This window comes from Streptomyces sp. NPDC050619 (genome assembly GCF_040654815.1).
Taxonomy (GTDB): domain Bacteria; phylum Actinomycetota; class Actinomycetes; order Streptomycetales; family Streptomycetaceae; genus Streptomyces.
Map to the genome: position 1 here is coordinate 48,335 of NZ_JBFAIR010000011.1, position 20,948 is coordinate 69,282.

The following is a 20,948-nucleotide window of genomic DNA, read 5'->3' on the forward strand; positions in this document are numbered from 1 at the left end:
ACCGGTAGGGAATCTTCAGGGCAAGGGGGGCGGATCTTCTTCGGCGCGAGGGGCGGATCCTCAGTGCGAGGGGCGGAAGTGCCGCTCCAGGCCCTGCCACACGTCGTCGTAGCGCTGTTGCAGCTGCTCCGAGCGTGCCGCCTGCGAGGTCAGCGTCAGCGGCCAGCGGGTCTCGAACATGAAGGCCAGCCCGTCGTCGATCTTCTGCGGCCTCAGCTCGGCGGTGCTCGCCCGGTCGAACGTCTCCCGGTCCGGTCCGTGCGCCGACATCATGTTGTGCAGCGAACCGCCGCCCGCCACGAAGCCCCCCGGCCCGGAGGCCTTCGCGTCGTAGGCGCCCTCGACGAGCCCCATGTACTCGCTCATCACGTTCCGGTGGAAGTACGGCGGCCGGAAGGTGTCCTCGCCCACCAGCCAGCGCGGCGCGAACACGACGAAGTCGACGCCGGCCAGACCCGGGGTGTCGCTCGGCGAGGTCAGCACCGTGAAGATCGACGGGTCCGGGTGGTCGTACGAGATGGTCCCGAGCACATTGAAACGGCGCAGGTCGTAGCTGTACGGCACATGGTTGCCGTGCCAGGCGACGACATCGAGGGGTGAGTGGTCGTAGCCGGCCGTCCAGAGGTGGCCGCAGAACTTGTTCACCACCTCCACCGGGCCCTCGACGTCCTCGTACGCGGCGACCGGCGCCCGGAAGTCGCGGGCGCCCGCCAGTCCGTTGGCGCCGATCGGGCCGAGCTCGGGGAGGCGGAAGGGTGCCCCATAGTTCTCGCACACATAACCGCGGGCCGAGGCATCCAGCAGCTCCACACGGAAGCGCACCCCACGCGGAATCAGCGCCACCTGTCCCGGCTCCACATGCAGCAGCCCGAACTCCGTGCGCAGCAGCAGTCCGCCGCGCTCCGGCACGATCAGCAGCTCGCCGTCGGCATCGCTGAAGACGCGGTCCATCGAGGAGTCGGCGTGGTACAGGTGCACGGCCATGCCCGTGCGCTGGGTGACATCGCCGTTGCCGCCTAGGGTCCACAGGCCGGACAGGAAGTCGGTCCCCGGCGCGGGCCGCGGAAGGGGGTCCCAGCGCAGGCGGTTCGGGTCGGGCACCGTCTCGGTGAAGGGGGCCGTACGGATCGAGCCGTTGTCCGCGCGGGTGAACGCCGGGTGGGCGGCCGACGGGCGGATCCGGTACAGCCAGGAGCGGCGGTTGTGCGCCCGGGGTTCGGTGAAGGCCGTACCGCTGAGCTGTTCCGCGTACAGCCCGAGGGGGGCGCGCTGCGGCGAGTTGCGGCCCTCGGGCAGGGCGCCCGGCACCGCCTGAGAGCTGTGCTCGTTGCCGAAACCGGAGAGGTAGGTCAGCCCCTCCGCGGTCTTCCGCGAGTCCCCGCTCATGATCGCTCCCTTGCGGTCTGATTCCTATGCAACACCGTAGGATTGCGGATTCGCGCGCGCAAGAGGACCACGGGACCTCCTCACGGAGGACGACGGGAGGCGCCGGAACCAGACTCCAGGGGGATACGAGGGGTCGGACCTTTGTTCTACGCTCCTGGTCATGTCGTGGACGCGGGGTCTTCTTGCCGCGCTCGCGGTCTGTGTCCTGCTGCTGACCGGATCCGCGAGCTGTGGCTCCGGTGACGCTCAGGGGCGGGGGAGTGAAACGAACGGGGCCTCGCCCTCACCGGTGGGCAAGGTCCTCGACAGCACGGACGAGGAGGGGCGCCACCTCCGCGAGGTCAAGGAGAAGCACGCGCCCGAGGTCGGCATCGAGGTGCAGCCCGGCAGCGAAAGCGGCTGGAACGTCCGGCTGACCGTCCGCAACTTCCGCTTCTCGCCCGCCGGTACGAAGCCGAAGGCCGTGGCCGGCCGCGGCATCGCCCGCCTCTTCGTGAACGATCGGCCGATCACCAGCCTGCGCACCTCCGAGTACCGCCTCTCGGCCAGATACGTCCCGCACGGCACGCACCATGTCACCGCGCGCCTGTACGCCGACGACGGCACGGTGTGGGCCGTCGACGGCGAGCCGGTCGAGAGCACGGCGGACATCACGGCCTCGGTGGCGGAGTCGGCCCCGGAGGCGACGCCGTGAGCGCGGACCCCGAGATGAGTGCAAGTGACGCCCGAGTGCGTACCGAGGGCCGAGGTTCCCCGGACCTCGGCGGAAAGGCATCATGAAGCCCGTGCCTCAAGCGACATCGCTCCGTCGTGCGCCCATACAGCGGCGCAGCGCCGAACGGTTGACCAGGATCCTCGACGCCTGCGCCGACCTCCTCGACGAGGTCGGCTACGACGAGCTGAGCACCCGGGCCGTCGCCCAGCGCGCCGGCGTCCCGATCGGCTCGGTCTACCGCTTCTTCGGCAACAAGCGCGCGATGGCCGACGCCCTCGCGCAGCGCAACCTGGAGCGCTACACCGAGCGCGTCACCGAGCGCCTCGAGCAGCGCGGTGACGGGGACTGGCGCGCGGCGATGGACGCCGTGCTCGACGAGTACCTCGCCATGAAGCGCACCGCGCCCGGCTTCTCCCTCGTCGACTTCGGCAACCAGATCCCGGTCGGCGCCCGCCACGCGGAACCCAACCACCGCGTCGCCGACCTCCTCACCGACCTCCTCTCCGGCTATCTCCGCCGCGCCCCGGACGAGGATCTGCGCCGCACCTTCCTCGTCGCCGTGGAGACCGCGGACACCCTCGTCCACCTCGCCTTCCGGGTGGCTCCGGAGGGAGACGAGAAGATCATCGAGGAGACGCGGGAGCTGCTGAGGGCTTATCTGGCGCGGGTCATGGACTGACACCTCTGTGTTCCGTGACTCTCGCGTCCGGGCATACCGCTCGGTATGCTAGACGCCGAGTCCGCGCGTCACCGTCGCCGCCACCCACCGGGAGAACCCGTGTCCCGCACCGCCCTCCGTATCTGCCCCCTGTGCGAGGCCACCTGCGGCCTGACACTCACCATCGAGGGGACCCGGGTGACCGGCGCCCGCGGTGATCACGACGACGTGTTCAGTCGCGGGTTCATCTGTCCCAAGGGCGCCTCCTTCGGGGCCGTCGACGGCGATCCAGACCGGCTGCGCGCCCCCCTCGTGCGCAGGGACGGGGAGTTGCGGGAGGCGACCTGGGAGGAGGCGTTCGACGCGGTGGCCGCCGGGATCCGGCCCGTCGTCGAGCGGTACGGGCCGCACTCCGTCGGCGTCGTCCTCGGCAACCCGAACGTGCACACCATGGCCGGCGCCCTCTACCCGATGGTGCTCGTCTCCGGGCTCGGCACCCGCAGCCTCTTCACCGCGTCCACGGTCGACCAGATGCCCAAACACGTCTCCAGCGGACTGCTCTACGGCGACGCCCTCGCGATCCCCGTACCGGACCTCGACCACACCGACCACCTGCTGCTCATCGGCGCCAACCCCCTTGAATCCAACGGGAGTCTGTGCACCGCGCCGGACTTCCCCGGCAAGCTCAAGGCGCTCAAGGCCCGCGGCGGAACCCTCACCGTCATCGACCCCCGCCGCACCCGCACCGCGAAACTCGCCGACCGGCACCTCGCGATCCGGCCCGGCACGGACGCCCTGCTGCTCGCCGCGATGGCGCATGTCCTCTTCGAGGAAGACCTCGTCGATCTCGGTGCGTTGGCGCCGCATGTGCAGGGCCTCGACGAACTCAGGGCCGCAGTAGGGGACTTCACTCCCGAGGCCGTGGCCGACGCCTGCGATGTGGACGCCGCGACGACCCGCACCCTCGCCCGCGAACTCGCCGCCGCCCCCACCGCCGCCGTATACGGACGCATCGGCAGTTGCACGGTTCCCCACGGCACCCTGGCCAGCTGGCTCGTCGACATCCTCACCATCCTCACCGGCAACCTCGACCGCCCCGGCGGCGCCCTCTTCCCGCAGGCGGCCACCGGCAAGACGCCCCGCCCCGCCGGACCCGGCCTCGGCTTCGCGCTCGGGCGCTGGCACTCCCGGGTGAGTCGACACCCGGAGGCGAAAGGGGAGTTGCCGCTCTCCGCCCTCGCCGAGGAGATCGACACCGCGACCGAGGAGGGCGAGCCGGTCCGGGCGCTCATCGCCGTCGCCGCCAACCCCGTCCTGTCCGCGCCCGACGGCGACCGGCTCGACAAGGCCCTCGACTCGCTCGACTTCATGGTCAGCGTCGACCCCTACCTGAACGAGACCTCGCGCCACGCCCACGTCGTCCTGCCCCCGCCGCCGCCCGCACAGAGCCCGCACCACGACTTCGTCTTCAACACCCTCGCCGTCCGCAACCAGGTCCGCTACACCCGCCCCGCCGTACCCCTGGAGCCGGGCAGGATGGCCGAGACCGAGATCCTCGCCCGGCTGACCCTGGCCGCGACCGGCATGCACGGCGCCGACCCGGCCGCCGTCGACGCGCTGGTGATCGACCAGACCCTCGGCAAGTCGGTGCGGGAGCCCAACTCCCCGGTCCACGGCCGCGACCCGGGCGAGCTCTCCGCACAGCTCACGGGCGAGAACGGCCCCGAGCGGCGGCTCGACATGACGCTGCGCCTCGGCCCCTACGGCGACGGTTTCGGCGTACGACCGGACGGGCTGAACCTGGAGAAACTGCTGGCGCATCCGCACGGGATCGACCTCGGACCGCTGCGCTCGCGCCTGCCGCAGCCGCTGAAGACCGGCAGCGGGAAGGTCGAGTTGCTGCCGCTGCCGATCGCCGAGGACCTGCCCCGGCTCAGGAGGGCCCTGGCCGACAGCCCCGCCGCGCTCGTCCTGGTCGGCCGCCGCCATCTGCGCTCCAACAACAGCTGGATGCACAACGTGCCCGCCCTGACCGGCGGCACCAACCGCTGCACCCTGCACATCCACCCCGACGACGCCGAACGGCTGGGGGTACGGGACGGCGCGAGCGTGCGCGTGAAGGGTGCCGGGGGAGAGGTGACCGCCCCCGCCGAGATCACCGACGGCGTGCGCCGGGGCGTGGTCAGCCTGCCGCACGGCTGGGGCCACAACCGGCCCGGCACCCGGCTCGGCCACGCCTCCGCGGATCCGGGAGTCAACGTCAACCAGCTTCTCGACGGCAGCCTCCTCGACCCGCTCTCGGGCAACGCGGTCCTCAACGGCGTGCCCGTGGAACTGACCGCGGCAGGCTGAAATCGCACCCCCCGTGAGCAGTGCAAAGCCGTGACCAGGAATTTTGCGCTTATTGCTCGCATGTCAATGTCTTGTTAACGCCAGACGACGGGACCTAACGTCCAACCCACCGCCGACCCCCAGGTGGGATGTTCAAGGGCGAACGTTAGGTATCCATACATGCTGACCATCCTCGGCTTCGCGATGATCGCGACCTTCCTGGTCCTGATCATGATGAAGAAGATGTCGCCGATCGCGGCGCTCGTGCTGATCCCGGCACTGTTCTGCGTCTTCGTCGGGAAGGGCGCCAAGCTCGGTGACTACGTCATCGACGGCGTCACCAGCCTCGCCCCCACCGCGGCGATGCTCATGTTCGCGATCGTCTACTTCGGTGTGATGATCGATGTCGGCCTCTTCGACCCGATCGTGCGCGGGATCCTGAAGTTCTGCAAGGCCGACCCGATGCGGATCGTGGTCGGCACCGCGGTCCTCGCCGCGATCGTCTCGCTGGACGGCGACGGCTCGACCACCTTCATGATCACGGTCTCGGCGATGTACCCGCTGTACAAGCGCCTGAAGATGAGCCTGGTCGTGATGACCGGTGTCGCCGCCATGGCCAACGGCGTGATGAACACCCTGCCGTGGGGCGGCCCGACCGCCCGCGCCGCCACCGCGCTGAAGCTGGACGCCAGCGACATCTTCGTCCCGATGATCCCGGCCCTCGCCGTCGGCCTCCTCGGCGTCTTCGTCCTCTCGTACGTGCTAGGCATGCGCGAGCGCAAGCGGCTCGGCGTGCTGACGCTGGGTGAGGTGCTGGTCGACGAGAAGGTGGAGGAGAAGGCCGAGGAGACCGAGACGGTTCTCGTGGGCGCCGGCGCCTCCGGCGACGGCAAGACTCCCGCGAAGACCCCCGCCCGCACCGGCGGCGCGGGCTCCGGCACCGACGCGGACGCGGCGGACTCCGTGGAGGATGACGAGGGTTTCAAGGTCCTCGACCCCCACCGCGCCACCCTGCGCCCCAAGCTCTACTGGTTCAACGCGCTGCTCACGGTCACCCTGCTCACCGCCATGATCATGGAGTGGCTGCCGATCCCGGTGCTGTTCCTGCTCGGCGCCGCGCTCGCGCTCACCGTGAACTTCCCGCACATGCCCGACCAGAAGGCCCGCATCGCCGCTCAGTCCGAGAACGTCCTCAACGTCTCCGGGATGGTCTTCGCCGCCGCGGTCTTCACCGGCGTCCTCCAGGGCACCGGCATGGTGGACCACATGGCCAAGTGGATGGTGGACGTCATCCCGGAGGGCATGGGCCCGCACATGGCCCTCGTCACCGGCGTCCTGAGCCTCCCGCTCACCTACTTCATGTCCAACGACGGCTTCTACTTCGGCGTCCTCCCGGTCCTCGCCGAGGCCGGTGCCGCGCACGGTGTCACGCCGCTGGAGATGGCCCGCGCCTCCCTGGTCGGCCAGCCGCTGCACATGTCGAGCCCGCTCGTCCCGGCCGTCTACGTCCTGGTCGGCATGGCCAAGGTCGAGTTCGGCGACCACACCAGGTTCGTGGTCAAGTGGGCCGCGCTGACATCTCTGATCATCCTCGGGGCAGGGATCCTCTTCGGGATCATCTGACGCCCCCTGTGATCAACTCTCCATGGAGGACAAGACCATGAGGCCCGGTGGGAACCGCGGCTGGCTGCTCCGTCTCGTCATCGCCTTCAGCTTCGCGCAGGCGGCGGTGTCGATGGCCCGGCCCGCCGTCTCCTACCGGGCCCTCGCGCTGGGCGCCGACGAACGGGCGATCGGCGTCATCGCGGGCGTGTACGCGCTGCTGCCGCTCTTCGCCGCCGTACCGCTGGGCCGCAGGACCGACCACGGCCGCTGCGCGCCCCTGCTGCCCGTCGGTGTCGTCCTGATATCCGGCGGCTGCGTGCTGAGCGGCCTCGCGAACTCCCTCTGGGCGATGGCGGTCTGGAGCGGGGTGATGGGCCTAGGCCACCTCTGCTTCGTGATCGGCGCCCAGTCGCTCGTGGCCCGCCAGTCCGCCCCGCACGAACAGGACCGCAACTTCGGCCACTTCACCATCGGCGCCTCGCTCGGCCAGCTGGTCGGCCCGATCGCGGCGGGCGCCCTGATCGGCGGCCCCGACATGGCGGGCACCAGCGCGCTCGCCCTGGTCGTCGCGGGTGCGGGAGCCGGCGTCGCGTTCACGTCGCTGTGGCGCATAGAGGACCGTACGACGGTCAAGTCCCGTACGGGACAAGGCGACCGCGTCCCCGTCCAGCGCATCCTGCGGGCCCGGGGCGTCCCCGCGGGCATCTTCATCAGCCTCTCCGTGCTGTCCGCGACCGACATCCTCACCGCCTACCTCCCGGTGGTCGGCGAGGACCGGGGCATCGCCCCGTCCGTGATCGGCGTACTGCTCAGCCTGCGGGCCGCGGCCACCATCGCCTGCCGCCTGGTGCTCACGCCCCTGCTGCGCCTGCTGGGCCGGGCGCTCCTGCTCACCGTGACCTGTCTGCTGGCTGCCGTGCTGTGCGCGGGCATCGCGCTGCCGGTGCCGGTGTGGGCGCTCGCCCTGATGCTCGCCGCCCTCGGCTTCTGCCTCGGCGTCGGACAGCCGCTGTCCATGACGACGGTCGTGCAGGCGGCCCCCGAAGGCGCCCGCTCCACGGCCCTCGCCCTGCGCCTGACCGGCAACCGCCTCGGCCAGGTCGCCGCGCCCGCCACGGCGGGCCTGGTCGCGGGGGTGGCGGGCGTGGCCGCGCCGTTCGTGATGCTCGGCGCGCTGCTGCTGGTGTCCTCGGGGATCGCGCTGCGCTCGCCGGGCCGGCCGGCCGGGGAAGCCGTGCCGGACTCCGAGCCGCGCGGGGCTGAGGTCGCACTGGACCGGAAGAGGGATGTCTGACGGGACGTAGGGCGCTGCTCCCACCATCCGCGGCGCGGATGTGAAAGAGAGTCAGATCAACTGCGATTTGTACGAAAATCGTCTGACTCGGAGGAACCTGCATGCCCACGACGCCTCTTCTGCGCCGCACCGGAGCGGGCACAGCCGCCCTCGCGGCGCTCACCGTCGCGGTAACCCCCCTGACAGGGACGCCGACGGCGGGTGCCGTGCCGATGGCGCCCGGGGACAACGGCACCGTCAAGATCCACACGGCGCCCTACGACGGTGTCCGACGCACGCCCTACGGCGACCCGCGGGACGAGCCGAAGGTCTGCAAGTTCTACATCGACGCCGCCCAGTTCGACACCATCCAGGTCATCGACTGGACCATCAGCACTCAGCCGCCGGTCCCGGGCGGCGCCGAACGCGCGGGTGCCCTCACGCTCGTCGGCGGCTCCGGCCACTCCGGGGACATGGTGCTGCCCGACGGCCAGTACAAGCTCGTCTGGACGATCAGAGGCGGCAACGGCACCGGCAAGCAGAAGGTGTTCAAGGTCGACTGCACGGTCAAGCCCAGCCCGGGCGTCCCCAACGGCGGTCCGCCCGCCGGCGGCGGCGGCCTCGCCCGCGCCGACGCCTTCACCCCCGTCGCAGGTGCCGCCGCCGTGGGCCTGGCCGCCGTCGGCGGGATGGCCTGGTTCCGGCTCCGTCGCCGCCCGCATGGCGCCGCGTAGGCGCAGCCGCAGGCCCTGGTACCGGACGCGCGCCTACCGCCTGGCGAGGACGGCCGTGCTGGCCGTCTCGCTGGTGGTGGGCGGCGTCTGGTGGGCCCAGGACGACGAGCCCGCCGCGGCGAGCGCCACCGCCGCGCCGGGCGCCCCTGCCGACGCGTCCGGGGCGCGACAGCAGGGGCGGGTGACCGGCACCGGAGCGCACGGGGGCCCGCCCGAGCGGTTCCGCGTCGGTGCGGGTGCCGGCGGAGCGGAGCGGACTCCCAAGGCTGGCGGCGGAGCGGAGCGGACACCCGGGGCCCGCACCGAAGCGGGCGGTAAGCGGGGCGAGCCGCCCAGGGCCGGCGGCGCGGGCGGTGCCCGACAGGGCGGGCCCCGCCCCGGCCACGTGGCCCGCCCGACGGTACGGCCACCCGGAGCCCGCGCAGGCGCACGGGCGGCCCAACCCCGCCGGCCGGCACCGCGCCCCAGGACCGCCCGTCGTACCCCCGCTCCACCGTCGCTCCGCCCCCTGCACCGCTCCCGTGCGACCGGACTCGCCATCCCCTTCCTGGACATCGACGCCCAGGTCATGGCCCTCCGTCTCGACCGGGACCGGCGCCTTCCCGCACCACCGGACGACCATCCGAACCTGGTGGGCTGGTACGACGAAGGCCCGTCGCCCGGCGAGCAGGGGACCGCCGTCGCCGTCGGCCACCTCGACACGGACACCGGCCCCGCCGTCTTCGCGGGCCTCACCGAACTGAAACCCGGTCGACCCGTCGAGGTCCGGCGCGCCGACGGCCGGACCGCCGTCTACACCGTCGACGCCATCAAGAAGTACGAGAAGAAGGACTTCCCCGACCGGGAGGTGTACGGCCCCCGCGGTCGTCCCGAGCTCCGGCTGATCACCTGCGGCGGCACCTACGACCGCAGGACCGGCTACTCGGGCAACGTCGTCGTCTTCGCCCATCTCACCAAGATCCGCGAACCCGGCGGCACCGCCCGCACCCGCTGAATCCGGACGTCCCCTTTCTCACCGACTGGACCGGCGCGTCCCGATCCCGCCCCTTCTCTTCCCCCGACCGGGCACGGTCCGTTAACTTCCGTGACTCACGAGCCCGTACGACCCGTACGGGACATCCGACCGCGGAGCACCAGCGCCCAAGTGAGCCCCCGGGGGCACTGCCATGACACGCGCCATCTCTCTGCACGACGTGAGCAAGACCTACACGCGAGGCGTCCGCGTGGTGGACCGGCTGTCGCTGGACATCGCGGCGGGCGAGTTCCTCGTGCTGCTCGGCCCCTCCGGCTGCGGCAAGTCCACCGTGCTGAGAATGATCGCCGGCCTGGAGGAGATCACCGAGGGCCAGCTGCTGCTCGACGGCGACTACGCCAACGACCTGCTCCCCTCCGCACGGGACATGGCCATGGTGTTCCAGAACTTCGCCCTCTACCCGAACATGACGAGCCGGGGCAACATCGGCTTCCCGCTGCGCATCGAGGCGCCCGGCGAGGACCCGCGCCCGCGCGTGGACGCCACCGCCCGCATGCTGGGCATCGAGGACCTCCTCGAACGCTTCCCCGGCCAGCTCTCCGGCGGCGAACGACAGCGCGTCGCCATGGGCCGCGCCATCGCCCGCCATCCCTCCGCCTTCCTGATGGACGAACCGCTGTCCAACCTGGACGCCAAGCTCCGCAACCACCTGCGTGCCGAAATAGCCGCCCTCACCCGCCAGTTGGGCGTCACCACCGTCTACGTCACCCACGACCAGGCCGAGGCCATGTCGCTCGGCGACCGGGTCGCCGTGCTGCGCGGCGGGGTCCTCCAGCAAGTGGGCACCCCGCGCTCGGTGTACGCGCTGCCGCGCAACATCTTCGTCGCCGCCTTCATCGGCACCCCGCGCATCAACCTGCTGCGCGGCCTGGTCCGCGCCCCGCTCGACGGCGCGATGACCATCAGCCTCGGCAAGCAGTATCTGCGGCTGCCCGAACCGCTCTGCCTGGACCACCAGTTGCTCCGCGTCCAGCAGGGCCGCGAGGTCATCGTCGGCCTGCGCTCGGAGGCCATCCGCCTCGCCAAGCCGGCCGACGCCCGCCCCGGCGAAGTGGCGATCAGCGGTCTGGTCGAGCACGTCGAGTTCCAGGGCCACGAGGTCCTCGTCCACTTCAACACCGGCTCGCGCCCCGCCGTCGTACCGGAACTGGAAGCCCCGCGCCCGGTCCGCCCCGCGGGCCGGCGCCGGCGCCGCGAGGGCACGGTCCTGGGCCGCTTCCGGGAGCGGGCGGGAGCCCTGCGGGCCGGCCCGGTGGTGGTCATGGACGACCCGGCGGACGCGGACCCCGACCTCGAGGCACCCGACCCCCGCCTCCCCGGCGACCTCGTCGTCCGCACCACCCCCGACATCGACCTCCGCCGGGGCATGCAGGTACCGCTGCTCGTCGACATCGCCCACCTGTTCGTCTTCGACCAGCACGGCGAACGCATCTCACCGGCACCGGCACGGCTTCCGGACCTGGAGGAGTGAGGCCGCTCTCCCGGTGTGGTCGCTCAGCGATGGCTGGCCATGCGCGGCGATGGGCGGAGTGCGAAACACTCCCGGCTGCTGTCCGGTCCCGGACAGCAGCCGGAACGTAAACCCGGACAGGGTTCTGACCTGCCCGGACAGCAGGGCTCTGTCCGGGACGACGCACCGCTGTTGAACCTCCCTCGCCGTCAGCAGCAATCTCCTAGGACTCGACTGACGGTGCGCAGCGCCGGTCGGCCGGGTCGGTCTCCCCGTGCCACACCCAGGGAGGCGTGTGGGGCGACCGGCTTTCCGCCCCACAGAGAAGCAATGCGTCCACATACGAAGGCCGCGACCGCGCACCGCCGCGGAAGCGGCGCGTTTCTCGCAGAAGGAGACTCATGCCTATCCGCCATGCCCTCGCAACCGTCGTACTCGGCACCGCGCTCGCAGTCGGCACCATGGCTGCTCCGGCCCAGGCAACCAGCCAGTCGGCCGCGCCGCGCACCGCCACCGTGTCGAGCGGCACCCCTACGTCGTCGGGTGACGTGTCCGTCCAGGCGTACACGACCTCCAAAGGCGGCTACATCCGGGAGGACTACTACGGGAGTGCCGCCGCCGTGAGCTGGACCTACAACGGCGAGTCGCTCTACGTGTACGGCTACGGCTACAACAGTTACGGCAACAAGTGGTACTACGTGGAGGACAGCTTGGGCTCCGAAGGCTGGATCTACTGCGGCAACGTGACCGCCGGCTGCTGAGGGAGCCGTAACCGAAACCGAAGGTGTCGGCCCGCCGGTTGCCCGGCGGGCCGCGCAGGTCGGATGTCGGACGAACGGCTGGGTGCGCATCCGCCCCGTAACCGTCCCCGGCCTGTGTGGTGGACCAGCTGACCAGCAGTAGGTGCGCAAGAAAACTGACATCGCTAGTTTGTGGGTGGTCGCCAGTTTGTGGAGTGGTCGCCGGTTCATGAGGCGACGCGGCCCCGCCCGGGAGGAAGCACGATGAAGGCACACGACGGCATCTACCTCGACGGCGCGTGGCGGACCGCCGCCGGCCCGGACTCCATCGAGGTCGTGAACCCGGTCGACGAGCAGGTCATCGGCCGTGTCCCCGCCGGCACCGCCGAGGACGTCGACGCCGCCGTACGGGCCGCCCGTGCCGCTCTCCCGGCCTGGGCCGCGACCGCGCCCGCCGAACGGGCCGCGCGTCTGGCCGCCCTCCGGGACGTCCTCGCGGCCCGCAAGGACGAGATCGCCGAGACGGTCACCGCCGAACTCGGCTCGCCGCTGAAGTTCTCGCAGAACGTCCACGCCGGCACGCCGATCGCCGTCGCCGGCACCTACGCCGAGCTGGCGGCGACCTATGCCTTCGAGGAGAAGGTCGGCAACTCGATCGTCTACCAGGAGCCCATCGGCGTGGTCGGCGCGATCACGCCCTGGAACTACCCGCTGCACCAGATCGTCGCGAAGGTCGCCCCGGCGCTGGCGGCGGGCTGCACGGTGGTGCTGAAGCCCGCCGAGGACACCCCGCTCGTCGCCCAGCTCTTCGCCGAGGCGGTGGACGAGGCCGGGGTCCCGGCGGGCGTCTTCAACCTGGTCACGGGTCTCGGCCCGGTCGCCGGACAGGCCCTCGCCGAGCACCCGGACGTCGACCTGGTCTCCTTCACCGGCTCGACGGCCGTGGGCAGGCAGATCGGCGCCGTGGCGGGCGCGGCCGTGAAGAAGGTCGCACTGGAGCTGGGCGGCAAGTCCGCCAACGTCATCCTGCCCAGCGCCGACCTGGCCAGGGCGGTCAACGTCGGCGTCGCCAACGTCATGTCCAACTCCGGCCAGACGTGCAGCGCTTGGACGCGGATGCTGGTGCACCGGGAGCAGTACGAGGAGGCGGTCACGCTGGCCGCGACCGCCGCCGCGAAGTACGGTGAGCGCATCGGCCCGGTCGTCAACGCCAAGCAGCAGGCTCGCGTGCGGAGTTACATCGAGAAGGGCATGACGGAAGGTGCCCGCCTGGTCGCGGGCGGTCCCGAATCCCCTTACGAACAGGGGTACTTCGTCAGACCTACCGTCTTCGCCGACGTCACCTCCGGCATGACCATCGCCCAGGAGGAGATCTTCGGCCCCGTCCTGTCGATCCTCCGTTACGAGGACGAGGAGGACGCCCTGCGCATCGCCAACAGCACGGTCTACGGCCTCGCGGGCGCCGTCTGGGCCGGCGACGAGGCGGAGGCGGTGGCCTTCGCCCGCCGGCTGGAGACCGGACAGGTCGACATCAACGGCGGACGCTTCAATCCCCTTGCTCCCTTCGGCGGTTACAAGCATTCGGGCGTGGGCCGCGAACTCGGCACACACGGCCTCGCCGAGTACCTCCAGACCAAGTCCCTCCAGTTCTGAGGAGCCCTCACATGGTCCGCGCCGCCGTCTTGCCCGCCGTGGGCGCCCCCTTGGAGATCGCCGAGATCGACCTTCCGGACCCCGGCCCCGGCCAGGTCCGCGTCCGGCTCGCCGCCGCCGGGGTCTGCCACTCCGACCTGTCCCTGTCCGACGGCCTTGTGCGCGTCCCCCTGCCCGCTGTCCTCGGCCACGAAGGCGCGGGTACGGTCGTCGCCGTCGGCGAAGGGGTCACGCACGTCGGCCTCGGCGCTGAGGTGGTTCTCAACTGGGCCCCGTCCTGCGGAAGTTGCCACGCCTGCTCGCTCGGCGAGGTCTGGCTGTGCGCCAACGCGCTCAACGGCGCCGCCGACGTCTACGCCCGCACCGCGGACGGCGCCGACCTCCATCCCGGCGTGAACGTCGCCGCGTTCGCCGAGGAGACGGTCGTATCGGCAAGCTGCGTCCTGCCTCTCCCGGAGGGCGTGCCGCTCACGGATTCGGCTCTCCTGGGCTGCGCGGTCCTCACCGGCTACGGCGCCGTCCACCACTCGGCGCAGGTCCGGCCGGGGGAGACGGTCGCGGTGTACGGCGTCGGAGGAGTGGGTCTCGCCGCCCTCCAGGCGGCCCGTATCGCGGGCGCGTCCAGGATCGTCGCCGTCGATGTCTCCCCGGCGAAGGAGGAGTTGGCGCGCGGCGCGGGAGCCACCGACTATGTCGTGGCCTCCGCGGACACCGCCCGCGAGATCCGCGCCCTCACCGGCAAGCAGGGCGTCGACGTGGCCGTCGAGTGCGTGGGCCGCGCGGCCACCATCCGCGCGGCCTGGGACTCCACCCGCCGCGGCGGCCGTACGACAGTCGTCGGCATCGGCGGCGAGGACCAGCAGGTCACCTTCAACGCCCTGGAGATCTTCCACTGGGGCAGGACCCTGGCGGGCTGCGTCTACGGCGACTGCGACCCGGCCCGGGACCTGCCCGTGCTCGCCGAACACGTGCGCGCGGGCCGCCTCGACCTGGGAGCCATGGTGACGGAACGGATCGCGCTGGAGGGAATCCCGGCGGCGTTCGAGAACATGCTGGCGGGGAAGGGCGGCAGGGCGCTGGTGACGTTCTGACGTTCTGACGTTCTGACGTTCTGACGTCATGACCTCATGCCGACCCCGACGCCTTCTCGGGCTCCGGGGCAGTGACCGCCTCCCGCGCCGCGCCCCGCCCCGCCCGCCGCCGGGACCGCGACACCGCGACCCCCGCCAGGCACAGCGCACCGCCCGCCAGCGTGAGCAGCCCCGGCACCTCGCCGAGCGCCAGCCACGACATCAGGACGACCAGGGCGGGCACCGCGTACGTCGTCGCGCCCATGCGGCTGGCGGTCGTACGAGCCAGGGCGTACGCCCAGGTCGTGAAGGCCAGCGCGGTCGGGAACACGCCCAGGTAGACCATGTTGAGCGTCGCGGAGGCCGGCGCGTCGGCCGCCTCCGACACCAGCTGACCGGCGAACGGCAGACAGACCACGGCGCCGACCAGACACCCGAACGTCGTCACCTGCAACACGCTCGCCCGGCCGAGCGCCGGCTTCTGCGCGACGACGCCGCTCGCGTAGCCGACCGCGGCGAGCAGACACAGCACCACGCCGAGCACCGACGACCCGCCGTCGCCCGACATGGACAGCCCGACCGTCACCGCACCCGCGAACGACACCGCCATCCCCGCGAGGAGCCGCGGCGGCATGGTGTCACCGAGCAGTCGCGTGGCGAGCAGGGCGACGAGGATCGGCCCGATGTTCACGACCAGGGCCGCCGTGCCGGCGTCCACCTGCTGCTCGCCCCAGTTCAGGGCCACCATGTAGAAGCCGAACCACAGCACCCCGGATATCGCGATCCCGCGCCACGCCGACCGCGGCGGCAGCCCCTCCCGCCGTACGAGACAGATCACCCCCAGCGTCAGGGCACCGGCCAGCAGCCGCCCGAGTGCCAGCGCGCCCGGTGAGTAGGCGGCGCCCGCACTGCGGATCGAGACGAAGGCCGAGGCCCACAACACGACGGTGACGGTGGCCGCACCGGCGGCGAGCGACCGCGGACGAGGGGCGTGGATCATCATGCTCCCGAGGTTAGGGAAAGAGCCGTTCGAGGGCTCGCGGATTTCGGACGGGGGATCCCGGCGCCGCTCAGCGCAGTGCCTCGGCCTCGACGCCGAGCAGCTCGGACAGCGCGCGCTCACCGGTCGGCGTCACCTTGACCGCACGCTCGGAGCCGATGCGTACGCACCAGCCCGTGTCCAGGGCGTGCCGGCACAGGGCCGCGCCCGCGACGCCCGCGAGATGGGGACGGCGTTCGGTCCAGTCCAGGCAGGCGCGGGCCAGCGGGCGGCGGCCGGTGCGGTCCAGGCGGATACCGGCCGCGTCGAACCAGGCGAGGCCCGCGTCGGTCAGGGCGAACCCGGTGTCCTGGCGCAGCAGTGCGCGCGCGGTGAGCGCGTCGGTGACCGTGATGCCGAGCCGCCCGGCGAGATGGTCGTAGCAGGTGCGGCCACGGGCCATGGCCGACCCGGCGCTCGACTCGCGCAGGCTCCGGGGCCCTGCGACGCCGTCCGGGACCACGTGCGCGGCCAGGTCCTCCACCAGCTGTGCGACCCGCGCGTCGGCCAGCCGCACGTACCGGTGGCGTCCCTGCCGTTCCTCGGCGAGCAGCCCGCCCGCGACGAGCTTGCCCAGGTGTTCGCTCAGGGTCGACGCGGCGACGCCCGCGTGCCGCGCCAGCTCACCGGCGGTCCACGCCCGCCCGTCGAGCAGCGCGAGCAGACACGCGGCCCGGGTCTCGTCGGCGGCGAGTGCGGCGAGACGGGCCAGCTGCGGCGCCCGGGGGTCCTTGGCGGTCATGTGCCCCAGCATGCGACACGGACGCTTCGGCGCTCACCGAAGTGTCCTAGACCGTCCGCCCGACCTGTTCGTACTGCTGCGCCAGCCCGTCCAGCAGCGCCGTCAGCCCGGTCTCGAAGGCCCGCTCGTCGATCTTCTCCTGCTGCTCGGCCAGGAGGTGTGCCTGCCCGAGGTGCGGGTAGTCGGTGGGGTCGTACGCGCTCGCGTCGTCCACGAAACCTCCGGCGAAGGAGCCGAGCGCGGAGCCCATGACGAAGTACCGCATCAGCGCGCCGATCGACGTGGCCTGCGCCGGCGGCCAGCCCGCGCCGACCATCCCGCCGTACACGGCGTCGGCCAGGCGCAGCCCGGCGGGCCGGCGGCCGGGGCCGCGGGCCAGGACCGGGACGATGTTCGGGTGGTCGCGCAGGGCGGCTCGGTAGGAGACGGCCCAGTCGTGCAGCGCGGTGCGCCACTCCCGGCCGTCCTCGAACATCGACAGATCGACCTGGGCGCTCACCGAGTCGGCGACGGCCTCCAGGATCTCGTCCTTGGTGCGGAAGTGGTTGTAGAGCGAGGGCCCGCTGACCCCCAGCTCGGCGGCGAGCCGCCGCGTGGAGAGCGCCGCGAGGCCCTCCGCGTCCACGAGCGCGCGGGCCGTGTCGACGATGCGGTCGGCGCCGAGGAGGGGCTTGCGCGGTCGGGCCATGGCGCACAGCGTAGAGCCCGTCGCCATGGCGTTCCGCGGGCTTGCGAAGGTTGTCTCGGCCTTCTGAGTACCTGAGCTGAGTAGCACGACGGATGCGGCACCGGCGGCCGCCGCCGACCCTTGTCCCCATGAGTGACACACCGGGCAAGCAGCAGAACACGGCCGCCTTCTACGGCCAGGCCGTCGCATCCTTCTCCATCGCCATGGGCGCCACCGCCATCGGCATCTTCAAGTTGGACGCCGACGTCTGGGTACGGTCCTTCCTCGGCATCGCCGTCCTGTACCTCGTCACCTCCGCCTTCACGCTGGCCAAGGTGATCCGTGACCGGCAGGAGGCCGCGACACCGTCGTACAGCCCGTTCGAGAAGCAGCTCTGAGCGACAAACTAAGCGCTCGCTCACCTTCGGCGGTATGGTGTTGCTCGTGTCAGCGGAAAAGGGGCGAGCGATGAGTACGGCGAAGGAGACGGCCGACGGCGAGACGGCGGCGTGGGGTGAGGTCACGCCCGACGCGGCCCGACGGCTGCTGATCGCCGCGGTGGAGGCCTTCGCCGAGCGCGGCTACCACGCCACGACGACCCGGGACATCGCGGGCCGCGCCGGCATGAGCCCGGCCGCGCTCTACATCCACTACAAGACCAAGGAAGAACTGCTCCACCGCATCAGCCGCATCGGCCATGAGAAGGCCGTCGAGATCCTGCGCACGGCGGCCCGGGGCGACGGTGGCGCGACCGAGCGGCTCGCCGACGCGGTGGGCTCCTTCGTCCGCTGGCACGCGGGCGGCCGCACCACCGCGCGGGTCGTGCAGTACGAACTCGACTCCCTCGGCCCCGACGCCCGCGCCGAGATCCTCGCCCTGCGCCGCCAGGTGGACGCGGAGGTGCGCGGGATCATCGAGGACGGCGTGGCCGCGGGCGAATTCGACGTGCTGGACGTGCGGGGAACCACCCTCGCCGTGCTCTCCCTCTGTATCGACGTGGCCCGCTGGTTCAACGTCGACGGCCCCCGCACACCCGACGAGGTCGGCGCGCTCTACGCCGACCTCGTGCTGCGGATGGTGGGGGCGAAGTAGCCCTGCTGGGCTCCTCGGCGGTAGTCAGAGGTAGTAGCGGGACACCGATTCCGCCACGCACACCGGCTTGTCCCCGCCCTCGCGCTCCACGCTGAACGCGACGGTCACCTGGACGCCGCCGGTCACATCCTCGGCGCCGGCGATCTTCGCGGTGGCGCGCAGCCGGGAGCCGACCGGGACCGGGGCAGGGAAACGGACCTTGTTCGTCCCGTAGTTGACGCCCATCTTCACGCCCTCGACCTTGATCAGCTGGGGCCCGAAGAGCGGCAGCAGGGACAGGGTCAGATACCCGTGCGCGATGGTGGTGCCGAACGGCCCGGTGGCCGCCTTCTCCGGATCGACGTGGATCCACTGATGGTCGCCGGTCGCGTCCGCGAACAGGTCGATCCGCTTCTGGTCGATCTCCAGCCAGTCGGTGTACCCCAACTGCTCGCCCACCGCCGCCTTCAGGTCGTCGGCGGACGTGAAGATCCTCGGCTCTGCCATGTCCCGGCCTCTCTATGAGTCTAAGCAACTGCTTAGCATGGTCCGTCGTGCAGCCCCTGTCAACGGACCGGAGGGGTGAGCGGGTGGGTAGGGTTCGAGGAGTGCCCCAGATTCCCGAGACGATTCACGAACTCACGGTCGGCCAGCTCGCCGCCCGCAGCGGTGCCGCTGTCTCCGCCCTGCACTTCTACGAGTCCAAGGGCCTGATCAGCAGCCGCCGCACCACGGGCAACCAGCGCCGCTACTCCCGGGACGCGCTGCGCCGGGTCGCCTTCGTCCGCGCCGCGCAACGCGTCGGCATCCCGCTGGCCACCATCCGCGAGGCCCTCGCCGAGCTTCCCGAGGGGCGCACCCCGACCCGCGAGGACTGGGCCCATCTCTCCGAGGCCTGGCGCTCCGAACTCGACGAACGCATCAAGCAGCTCAACCGCCTGCGCGACCACCTCACCGACTGCATCGGCTGCGGCTGCCTGTCCCTCGACTCGTGCGTCCTGTCCAACCCGGACGACGTGTTCGGCGAACGGCTGACGGGGTCGCGGTTGATGGTGGAGCAACGGAGGGACAGGGGAGACGGGGAAGGCAAGCCGGAGCGCGAGCGCCGGGAGCGGGAGCGGGAACCGGGGGACTGTCGCTGAGGGGCTCAGCCCGGGTGACAACCTCGGTACTGGCGCAACCCCTCGGCCACCAACCGCGCGTTGGACAAGGCCCGTTCCCCGTCCGGCAGGACCAGCGTGTCCTCCAGGCCGATGCGGGTCGCGAGCCCCAGCCGACCGGCCAGTCGCAGCACCGGCCACGCGCCGCCGTCCTCGCCGTGCAGCAGGACCGGGCGGCCGTGTGCCGGGCCCAGGTCGGTCAGGAGGGCGCGCGCGGAGTCCTCGGCGGTGTCGGGTGCCGTGTCCGTCACCTCCGCGAGCACCCGCAGCACCTTCGGGCCGAGGGGCGAGTCGGCGAACCGCGCCACCCCGTCCGTCCCGGACCAGATGCCGGCCTCCACGCCCACGCCCCGATCGAGCAGGGCGGCGGCCACCTCCTCGGCGCCCGGCTCATGCCAGTTGACCGAGGCGTGGTCGGGCAGCACGGTCCAGCGCCGTATGCGCTCCACCCGGGCCGCCGGATCCGGTTGTGCCCAGGCGCCCGTGGTCACGCCGAGCGGCACCGGCACTCGCGCGTGTATCGCCTCGATCGCCGCCGCGATGACGCGCGGTGACAAGGTGTCCTGTCCGCAAGGGGTCTTGGGGTGTACATGGATGTCCGTGGCCCCGGCCGCGACGGCCTCGGCCGCGGAGTCGGCCATCGCCTGCGGCGTGAGCGGCACCACCGCACCGTCGGCGGCCCCTCGGCGCCCGTTGAGACATACCTGCACCATGCCTCGATGGTGCCAGCCACCACTGACAACGGCCTGCGGGCACGACAATTGGGGGTGCGGCATCCCCGGCGCACCCCCGCCCGGCACGGTTCCTAGGTCGGATTCGCTTCGGCTGGGTTCGCTTCGGCTTGGTTCGTCTCGGCTTGGTTCGTCTCGGTCGGGTCGGCCGTGGTCAGGCCGACACCAGCAGTCGCCCGCGCCTGGCGTCCGCCAGGGCTTCGGGTGTGAGCACGGGGCGCGGTACGAGAATTCCGCAGTCCGTGCAGACCGGACCCGACGAGGGTTCGTGGTCCAGTTCGTACTTCCAGACGAGACGCTCTCCGCGGCACACCGGGCACACCGAGCCCGGTTCGCGCGCCAACGCGGAGGTCAGGCGGCGCAGTACCTCCGCCAGCGGCTCATGGGGGTGGACCCGCGGGTCGTCGCACCAGGCGACTCCGAAGCCGCCCCAGGTCAGCCGGTGCCAGTCGTCCACACTGCCCGGCCTGCGCAGTCCGTCGTGCTTTTCCTTCTTGCGGCGCTCGGCGAACTCGACCTCATAGGCCAGCCAGACCGAACGCGCCTCTTCCAGCTCCTCCAGTGCGGCCACGAGCCGCGCTGGATCGGGAGAGCGGTCCTCGGGACCCAACCCGGCCCGCGAGCACAAGTGGTCCCAAGTCGCTCTGTGCCCGTAAGGAGCGAACCGCTCGAGGCACTTCCGCAGTGAGTAGCGCCGGAGCGCCAGATCGCACCGCGGGTCACGCACCTGTCTCGCCAGACTCCGGAAACCGGCCATCGCCCTGCACCTCCGTCACACCTGCACCTGTACTTCGGCTACTTCGGCGTCGTCGTTCGGACGTTGCCGAATAGACGTATCGACACGCGATTCGGCTCCATCCGATTTCCGATGCCCCCCATAAGCCAGCCGC

At 71.6% G+C, this 20,948-nt stretch carries 21 protein-coding genes; 14 read left to right on the top strand and 7 right to left on the bottom strand.

Annotation, left to right across the window (positions count from 1 at the left end):
- Nucleotides 1–60: 60 nt before the first annotated feature.
- Nucleotides 61–1,386: a homogentisate 1,2-dioxygenase gene (gene hmgA / locus AB0I77_RS19610; RefSeq protein WP_363283858.1), complete on the bottom strand. Its 1,326-nt coding sequence runs from the start codon at nt 1,384–1,386 to the stop codon at nt 61–63.
- A gap of 160 nt (nt 1,387–1,546) precedes the next feature.
- Here hmgA and AB0I77_RS19615 point away from each other — a divergent pair, with 160 nt between their 5' ends.
- The 11 genes from AB0I77_RS19615 to AB0I77_RS19665 all read left to right on the top strand — a co-directional run bounded on the left by AB0I77_RS19615 (nt 1,547) and on the right by AB0I77_RS19665 (nt 14,669).
- On the top strand, nt 1,547–2,080 hold the full coding sequence (locus AB0I77_RS19615) for a hypothetical protein (protein WP_363283859.1): 534 nt from the start codon (nt 1,547–1,549) through the stop codon (nt 2,078–2,080).
- A gap of 82 nt (nt 2,081–2,162) precedes the next feature.
- Nucleotides 2,163–2,780: a TetR/AcrR family transcriptional regulator gene (locus AB0I77_RS19620; RefSeq protein WP_363283860.1), complete on the top strand. Its 618-nt coding sequence runs from the start codon at nt 2,163–2,165 to the stop codon at nt 2,778–2,780.
- A gap of 99 nt (nt 2,781–2,879) precedes the next feature.
- A complete protein-coding gene (locus tag AB0I77_RS19625; protein ID WP_363283861.1) occupies nt 2,880–5,111 on the top strand; it encodes a molybdopterin oxidoreductase family protein in 2,232 nt (743 codons plus the stop codon).
- 123 nt (nt 5,112–5,234) lie between these two features.
- The gene (locus AB0I77_RS19630; RefSeq protein ID WP_363283863.1) at nt 5,235–6,713 is read left to right on the top strand and encodes a citrate:proton symporter; all 1,479 of its coding nucleotides are present in this window, start codon (nt 5,235–5,237) and stop codon (nt 6,711–6,713) included.
- A gap of 37 nt (nt 6,714–6,750) precedes the next feature.
- The gene (locus AB0I77_RS19635) at nt 6,751–7,989 is read left to right on the top strand and encodes an MFS transporter (protein WP_363284069.1); all 1,239 of its coding nucleotides are present in this window, start codon (nt 6,751–6,753) and stop codon (nt 7,987–7,989) included.
- Nucleotides 7,990–8,090: 101 nt separating this feature from the next.
- Nucleotides 8,091–8,702, top strand: coding sequence for a hypothetical protein (locus AB0I77_RS19640; RefSeq protein WP_363283864.1), 612 nt, complete (start codon nt 8,091–8,093; stop codon nt 8,700–8,702).
- Nucleotides 8,689–9,696: a class F sortase gene (locus AB0I77_RS19645; protein WP_363283865.1), complete on the top strand. Its 1,008-nt coding sequence runs from the start codon at nt 8,689–8,691 to the stop codon at nt 9,694–9,696. The genes AB0I77_RS19640 and AB0I77_RS19645 overlap by 14 nt, the downstream gene beginning before the upstream one ends.
- A gap of 172 nt (nt 9,697–9,868) precedes the next feature.
- Complete coding sequence (locus tag AB0I77_RS19650) at nt 9,869–11,206, top strand: ABC transporter ATP-binding protein (protein ID WP_363283866.1); 1,338 nt, start codon at nt 9,869–9,871, stop codon at nt 11,204–11,206.
- 380 nt (nt 11,207–11,586) lie between these two features.
- Nucleotides 11,587–11,946, top strand: coding sequence for a hypothetical protein (locus tag AB0I77_RS19655; protein WP_363283868.1), 360 nt, complete (start codon nt 11,587–11,589; stop codon nt 11,944–11,946).
- Between the two features lie 243 nt (nt 11,947–12,189).
- Nucleotides 12,190–13,578 carry an aldehyde dehydrogenase family protein gene (locus AB0I77_RS19660; RefSeq protein WP_363283869.1) on the top strand — a complete coding sequence of 463 codons (1,389 nt, stop codon included), beginning with the start codon at nt 12,190–12,192 and terminating at the stop codon, nt 13,576–13,578.
- An 11-nt stretch (nt 13,579–13,589) separates the two neighbouring features.
- Complete coding sequence (locus AB0I77_RS19665; RefSeq protein WP_363283870.1) at nt 13,590–14,669, top strand: Zn-dependent alcohol dehydrogenase; 1,080 nt, start codon at nt 13,590–13,592, stop codon at nt 14,667–14,669.
- 34 nt (nt 14,670–14,703) lie between these two features.
- Here the strand turns inward: AB0I77_RS19665 and AB0I77_RS19670 are convergent, their stop codons facing one another.
- The 3 genes from AB0I77_RS19670 to AB0I77_RS19680 form a co-directional block, all read right to left on the bottom strand.
- Nucleotides 14,704–15,651 (bottom strand): DMT family transporter, encoded by a 948-nt coding sequence (locus tag AB0I77_RS19670; RefSeq protein ID WP_363283871.1) that lies wholly within the window; start codon nt 15,649–15,651, stop codon nt 14,704–14,706.
- Nucleotides 15,652–15,718: 67 nt separating this feature from the next.
- Complete coding sequence (locus AB0I77_RS19675; RefSeq protein WP_363283872.1) at nt 15,719–16,441, bottom strand: winged helix-turn-helix domain-containing protein; 723 nt, start codon at nt 16,439–16,441, stop codon at nt 15,719–15,721.
- Nucleotides 16,442–16,475: 34 nt separating this feature from the next.
- Nucleotides 16,476–17,117, bottom strand: a complete 642-nt coding sequence (locus AB0I77_RS19680; protein WP_363283873.1) for a TetR/AcrR family transcriptional regulator — start codon at nt 17,115–17,117, stop codon at nt 16,476–16,478.
- 128 nt (nt 17,118–17,245) lie between these two features.
- Here AB0I77_RS19680 and AB0I77_RS19685 point away from each other — a divergent pair, with 128 nt between their 5' ends.
- Complete coding sequence (locus tag AB0I77_RS19685; RefSeq protein ID WP_363283874.1) at nt 17,246–17,494, top strand: YiaA/YiaB family inner membrane protein; 249 nt, start codon at nt 17,246–17,248, stop codon at nt 17,492–17,494.
- A 70-nt stretch (nt 17,495–17,564) separates the two neighbouring features.
- Entirely contained in the window at nt 17,565–18,188 is a 624-nt protein-coding gene (locus tag AB0I77_RS19690; protein WP_363283875.1) for a TetR/AcrR family transcriptional regulator, read from the top strand.
- A 24-nt stretch (nt 18,189–18,212) separates the two neighbouring features.
- Here AB0I77_RS19690 and AB0I77_RS19695 read toward each other — a convergent pair whose 3' ends face one another.
- Complete coding sequence (locus tag AB0I77_RS19695; protein ID WP_363283876.1) at nt 18,213–18,674, bottom strand: MaoC family dehydratase; 462 nt, start codon at nt 18,672–18,674, stop codon at nt 18,213–18,215.
- 101 nt (nt 18,675–18,775) lie between these two features.
- On the opposite strand from AB0I77_RS19695, the gene soxR reads away from it, so the two are divergent.
- The gene (gene soxR, locus AB0I77_RS19700; RefSeq protein WP_363283877.1) at nt 18,776–19,309 is read left to right on the top strand and encodes a redox-sensitive transcriptional activator SoxR; all 534 of its coding nucleotides are present in this window, start codon (nt 18,776–18,778) and stop codon (nt 19,307–19,309) included.
- Between the two features lie 5 nt (nt 19,310–19,314).
- Here the strand turns inward: soxR and AB0I77_RS19705 are convergent, their stop codons facing one another.
- Nucleotides 19,315–20,040, bottom strand: coding sequence for a 3-keto-5-aminohexanoate cleavage protein (locus tag AB0I77_RS19705; RefSeq protein WP_363283878.1), 726 nt, complete (start codon nt 20,038–20,040; stop codon nt 19,315–19,317).
- Nucleotides 20,041–20,212: 172 nt separating this feature from the next.
- Nucleotides 20,213–20,815: a hypothetical protein gene (locus AB0I77_RS19710; protein ID WP_363283879.1), complete on the bottom strand. Its 603-nt coding sequence runs from the start codon at nt 20,813–20,815 to the stop codon at nt 20,213–20,215.
- Between the last annotated feature and the right edge of the window lie 133 nt (nt 20,816–20,948).

Bases quoted from the DNA above. Each gene is read 5' to 3' on its own strand.
- AB0I77_RS19650 (WP_363283866.1), top strand. From the start codon at position 9,869: ATGACACGCGCCATCTCTCTGCACGACGTGAGCAAGACCTACACGCGA.
- AB0I77_RS19660 (WP_363283869.1), top strand. From the start codon at position 12,190: ATGAAGGCACACGACGGCATCTACCTCGACGGCGCGTGGCGGACCGCC.
- AB0I77_RS19680 (WP_363283873.1), bottom strand. From the start codon at position 17,117: ATGGCCCGACCGCGCAAGCCCCTCCTCGGCGCCGACCGCATCGTCGAC.
- AB0I77_RS19710 (WP_363283879.1), bottom strand. From the start codon at position 20,815: ATGGCCGGTTTCCGGAGTCTGGCGAGACAGGTGCGTGACCCGCGGTGC.
- AB0I77_RS19695 (WP_363283876.1), bottom strand. From the start codon at position 18,674: ATGGCAGAGCCGAGGATCTTCACGTCCGCCGACGACCTGAAGGCGGCG.
- AB0I77_RS19705 (WP_363283878.1), bottom strand. From the start codon at position 20,040: ATGGTGCAGGTATGTCTCAACGGGCGCCGAGGGGCCGCCGACGGTGCG.
- AB0I77_RS19635 (WP_363284069.1), top strand. From the start codon at position 6,751: ATGAGGCCCGGTGGGAACCGCGGCTGGCTGCTCCGTCTCGTCATCGCC.
- AB0I77_RS19615 (WP_363283859.1), top strand. From the start codon at position 1,547: ATGTCGTGGACGCGGGGTCTTCTTGCCGCGCTCGCGGTCTGTGTCCTG.
- AB0I77_RS19655 (WP_363283868.1), top strand. From the start codon at position 11,587: ATGCCTATCCGCCATGCCCTCGCAACCGTCGTACTCGGCACCGCGCTC.
- AB0I77_RS19690 (WP_363283875.1), top strand. From the start codon at position 17,565: ATGAGTACGGCGAAGGAGACGGCCGACGGCGAGACGGCGGCGTGGGGT.
- AB0I77_RS19645 (WP_363283865.1), top strand. From the start codon at position 8,689: ATGGCGCCGCGTAGGCGCAGCCGCAGGCCCTGGTACCGGACGCGCGCC.
- AB0I77_RS19675 (WP_363283872.1), bottom strand. From the start codon at position 16,441: ATGCTGGGGCACATGACCGCCAAGGACCCCCGGGCGCCGCAGCTGGCC.
- hmgA (WP_363283858.1), bottom strand. From the start codon at position 1,386: ATGAGCGGGGACTCGCGGAAGACCGCGGAGGGGCTGACCTACCTCTCC.
- AB0I77_RS19640 (WP_363283864.1), top strand. From the start codon at position 8,091: ATGCCCACGACGCCTCTTCTGCGCCGCACCGGAGCGGGCACAGCCGCC.
- AB0I77_RS19620 (WP_363283860.1), top strand. From the start codon at position 2,163: ATGAAGCCCGTGCCTCAAGCGACATCGCTCCGTCGTGCGCCCATACAG.
- AB0I77_RS19665 (WP_363283870.1), top strand. From the start codon at position 13,590: ATGGTCCGCGCCGCCGTCTTGCCCGCCGTGGGCGCCCCCTTGGAGATC.
- AB0I77_RS19670 (WP_363283871.1), bottom strand. From the start codon at position 15,651: ATGATGATCCACGCCCCTCGTCCGCGGTCGCTCGCCGCCGGTGCGGCC.
- AB0I77_RS19685 (WP_363283874.1), top strand. From the start codon at position 17,246: ATGAGTGACACACCGGGCAAGCAGCAGAACACGGCCGCCTTCTACGGC.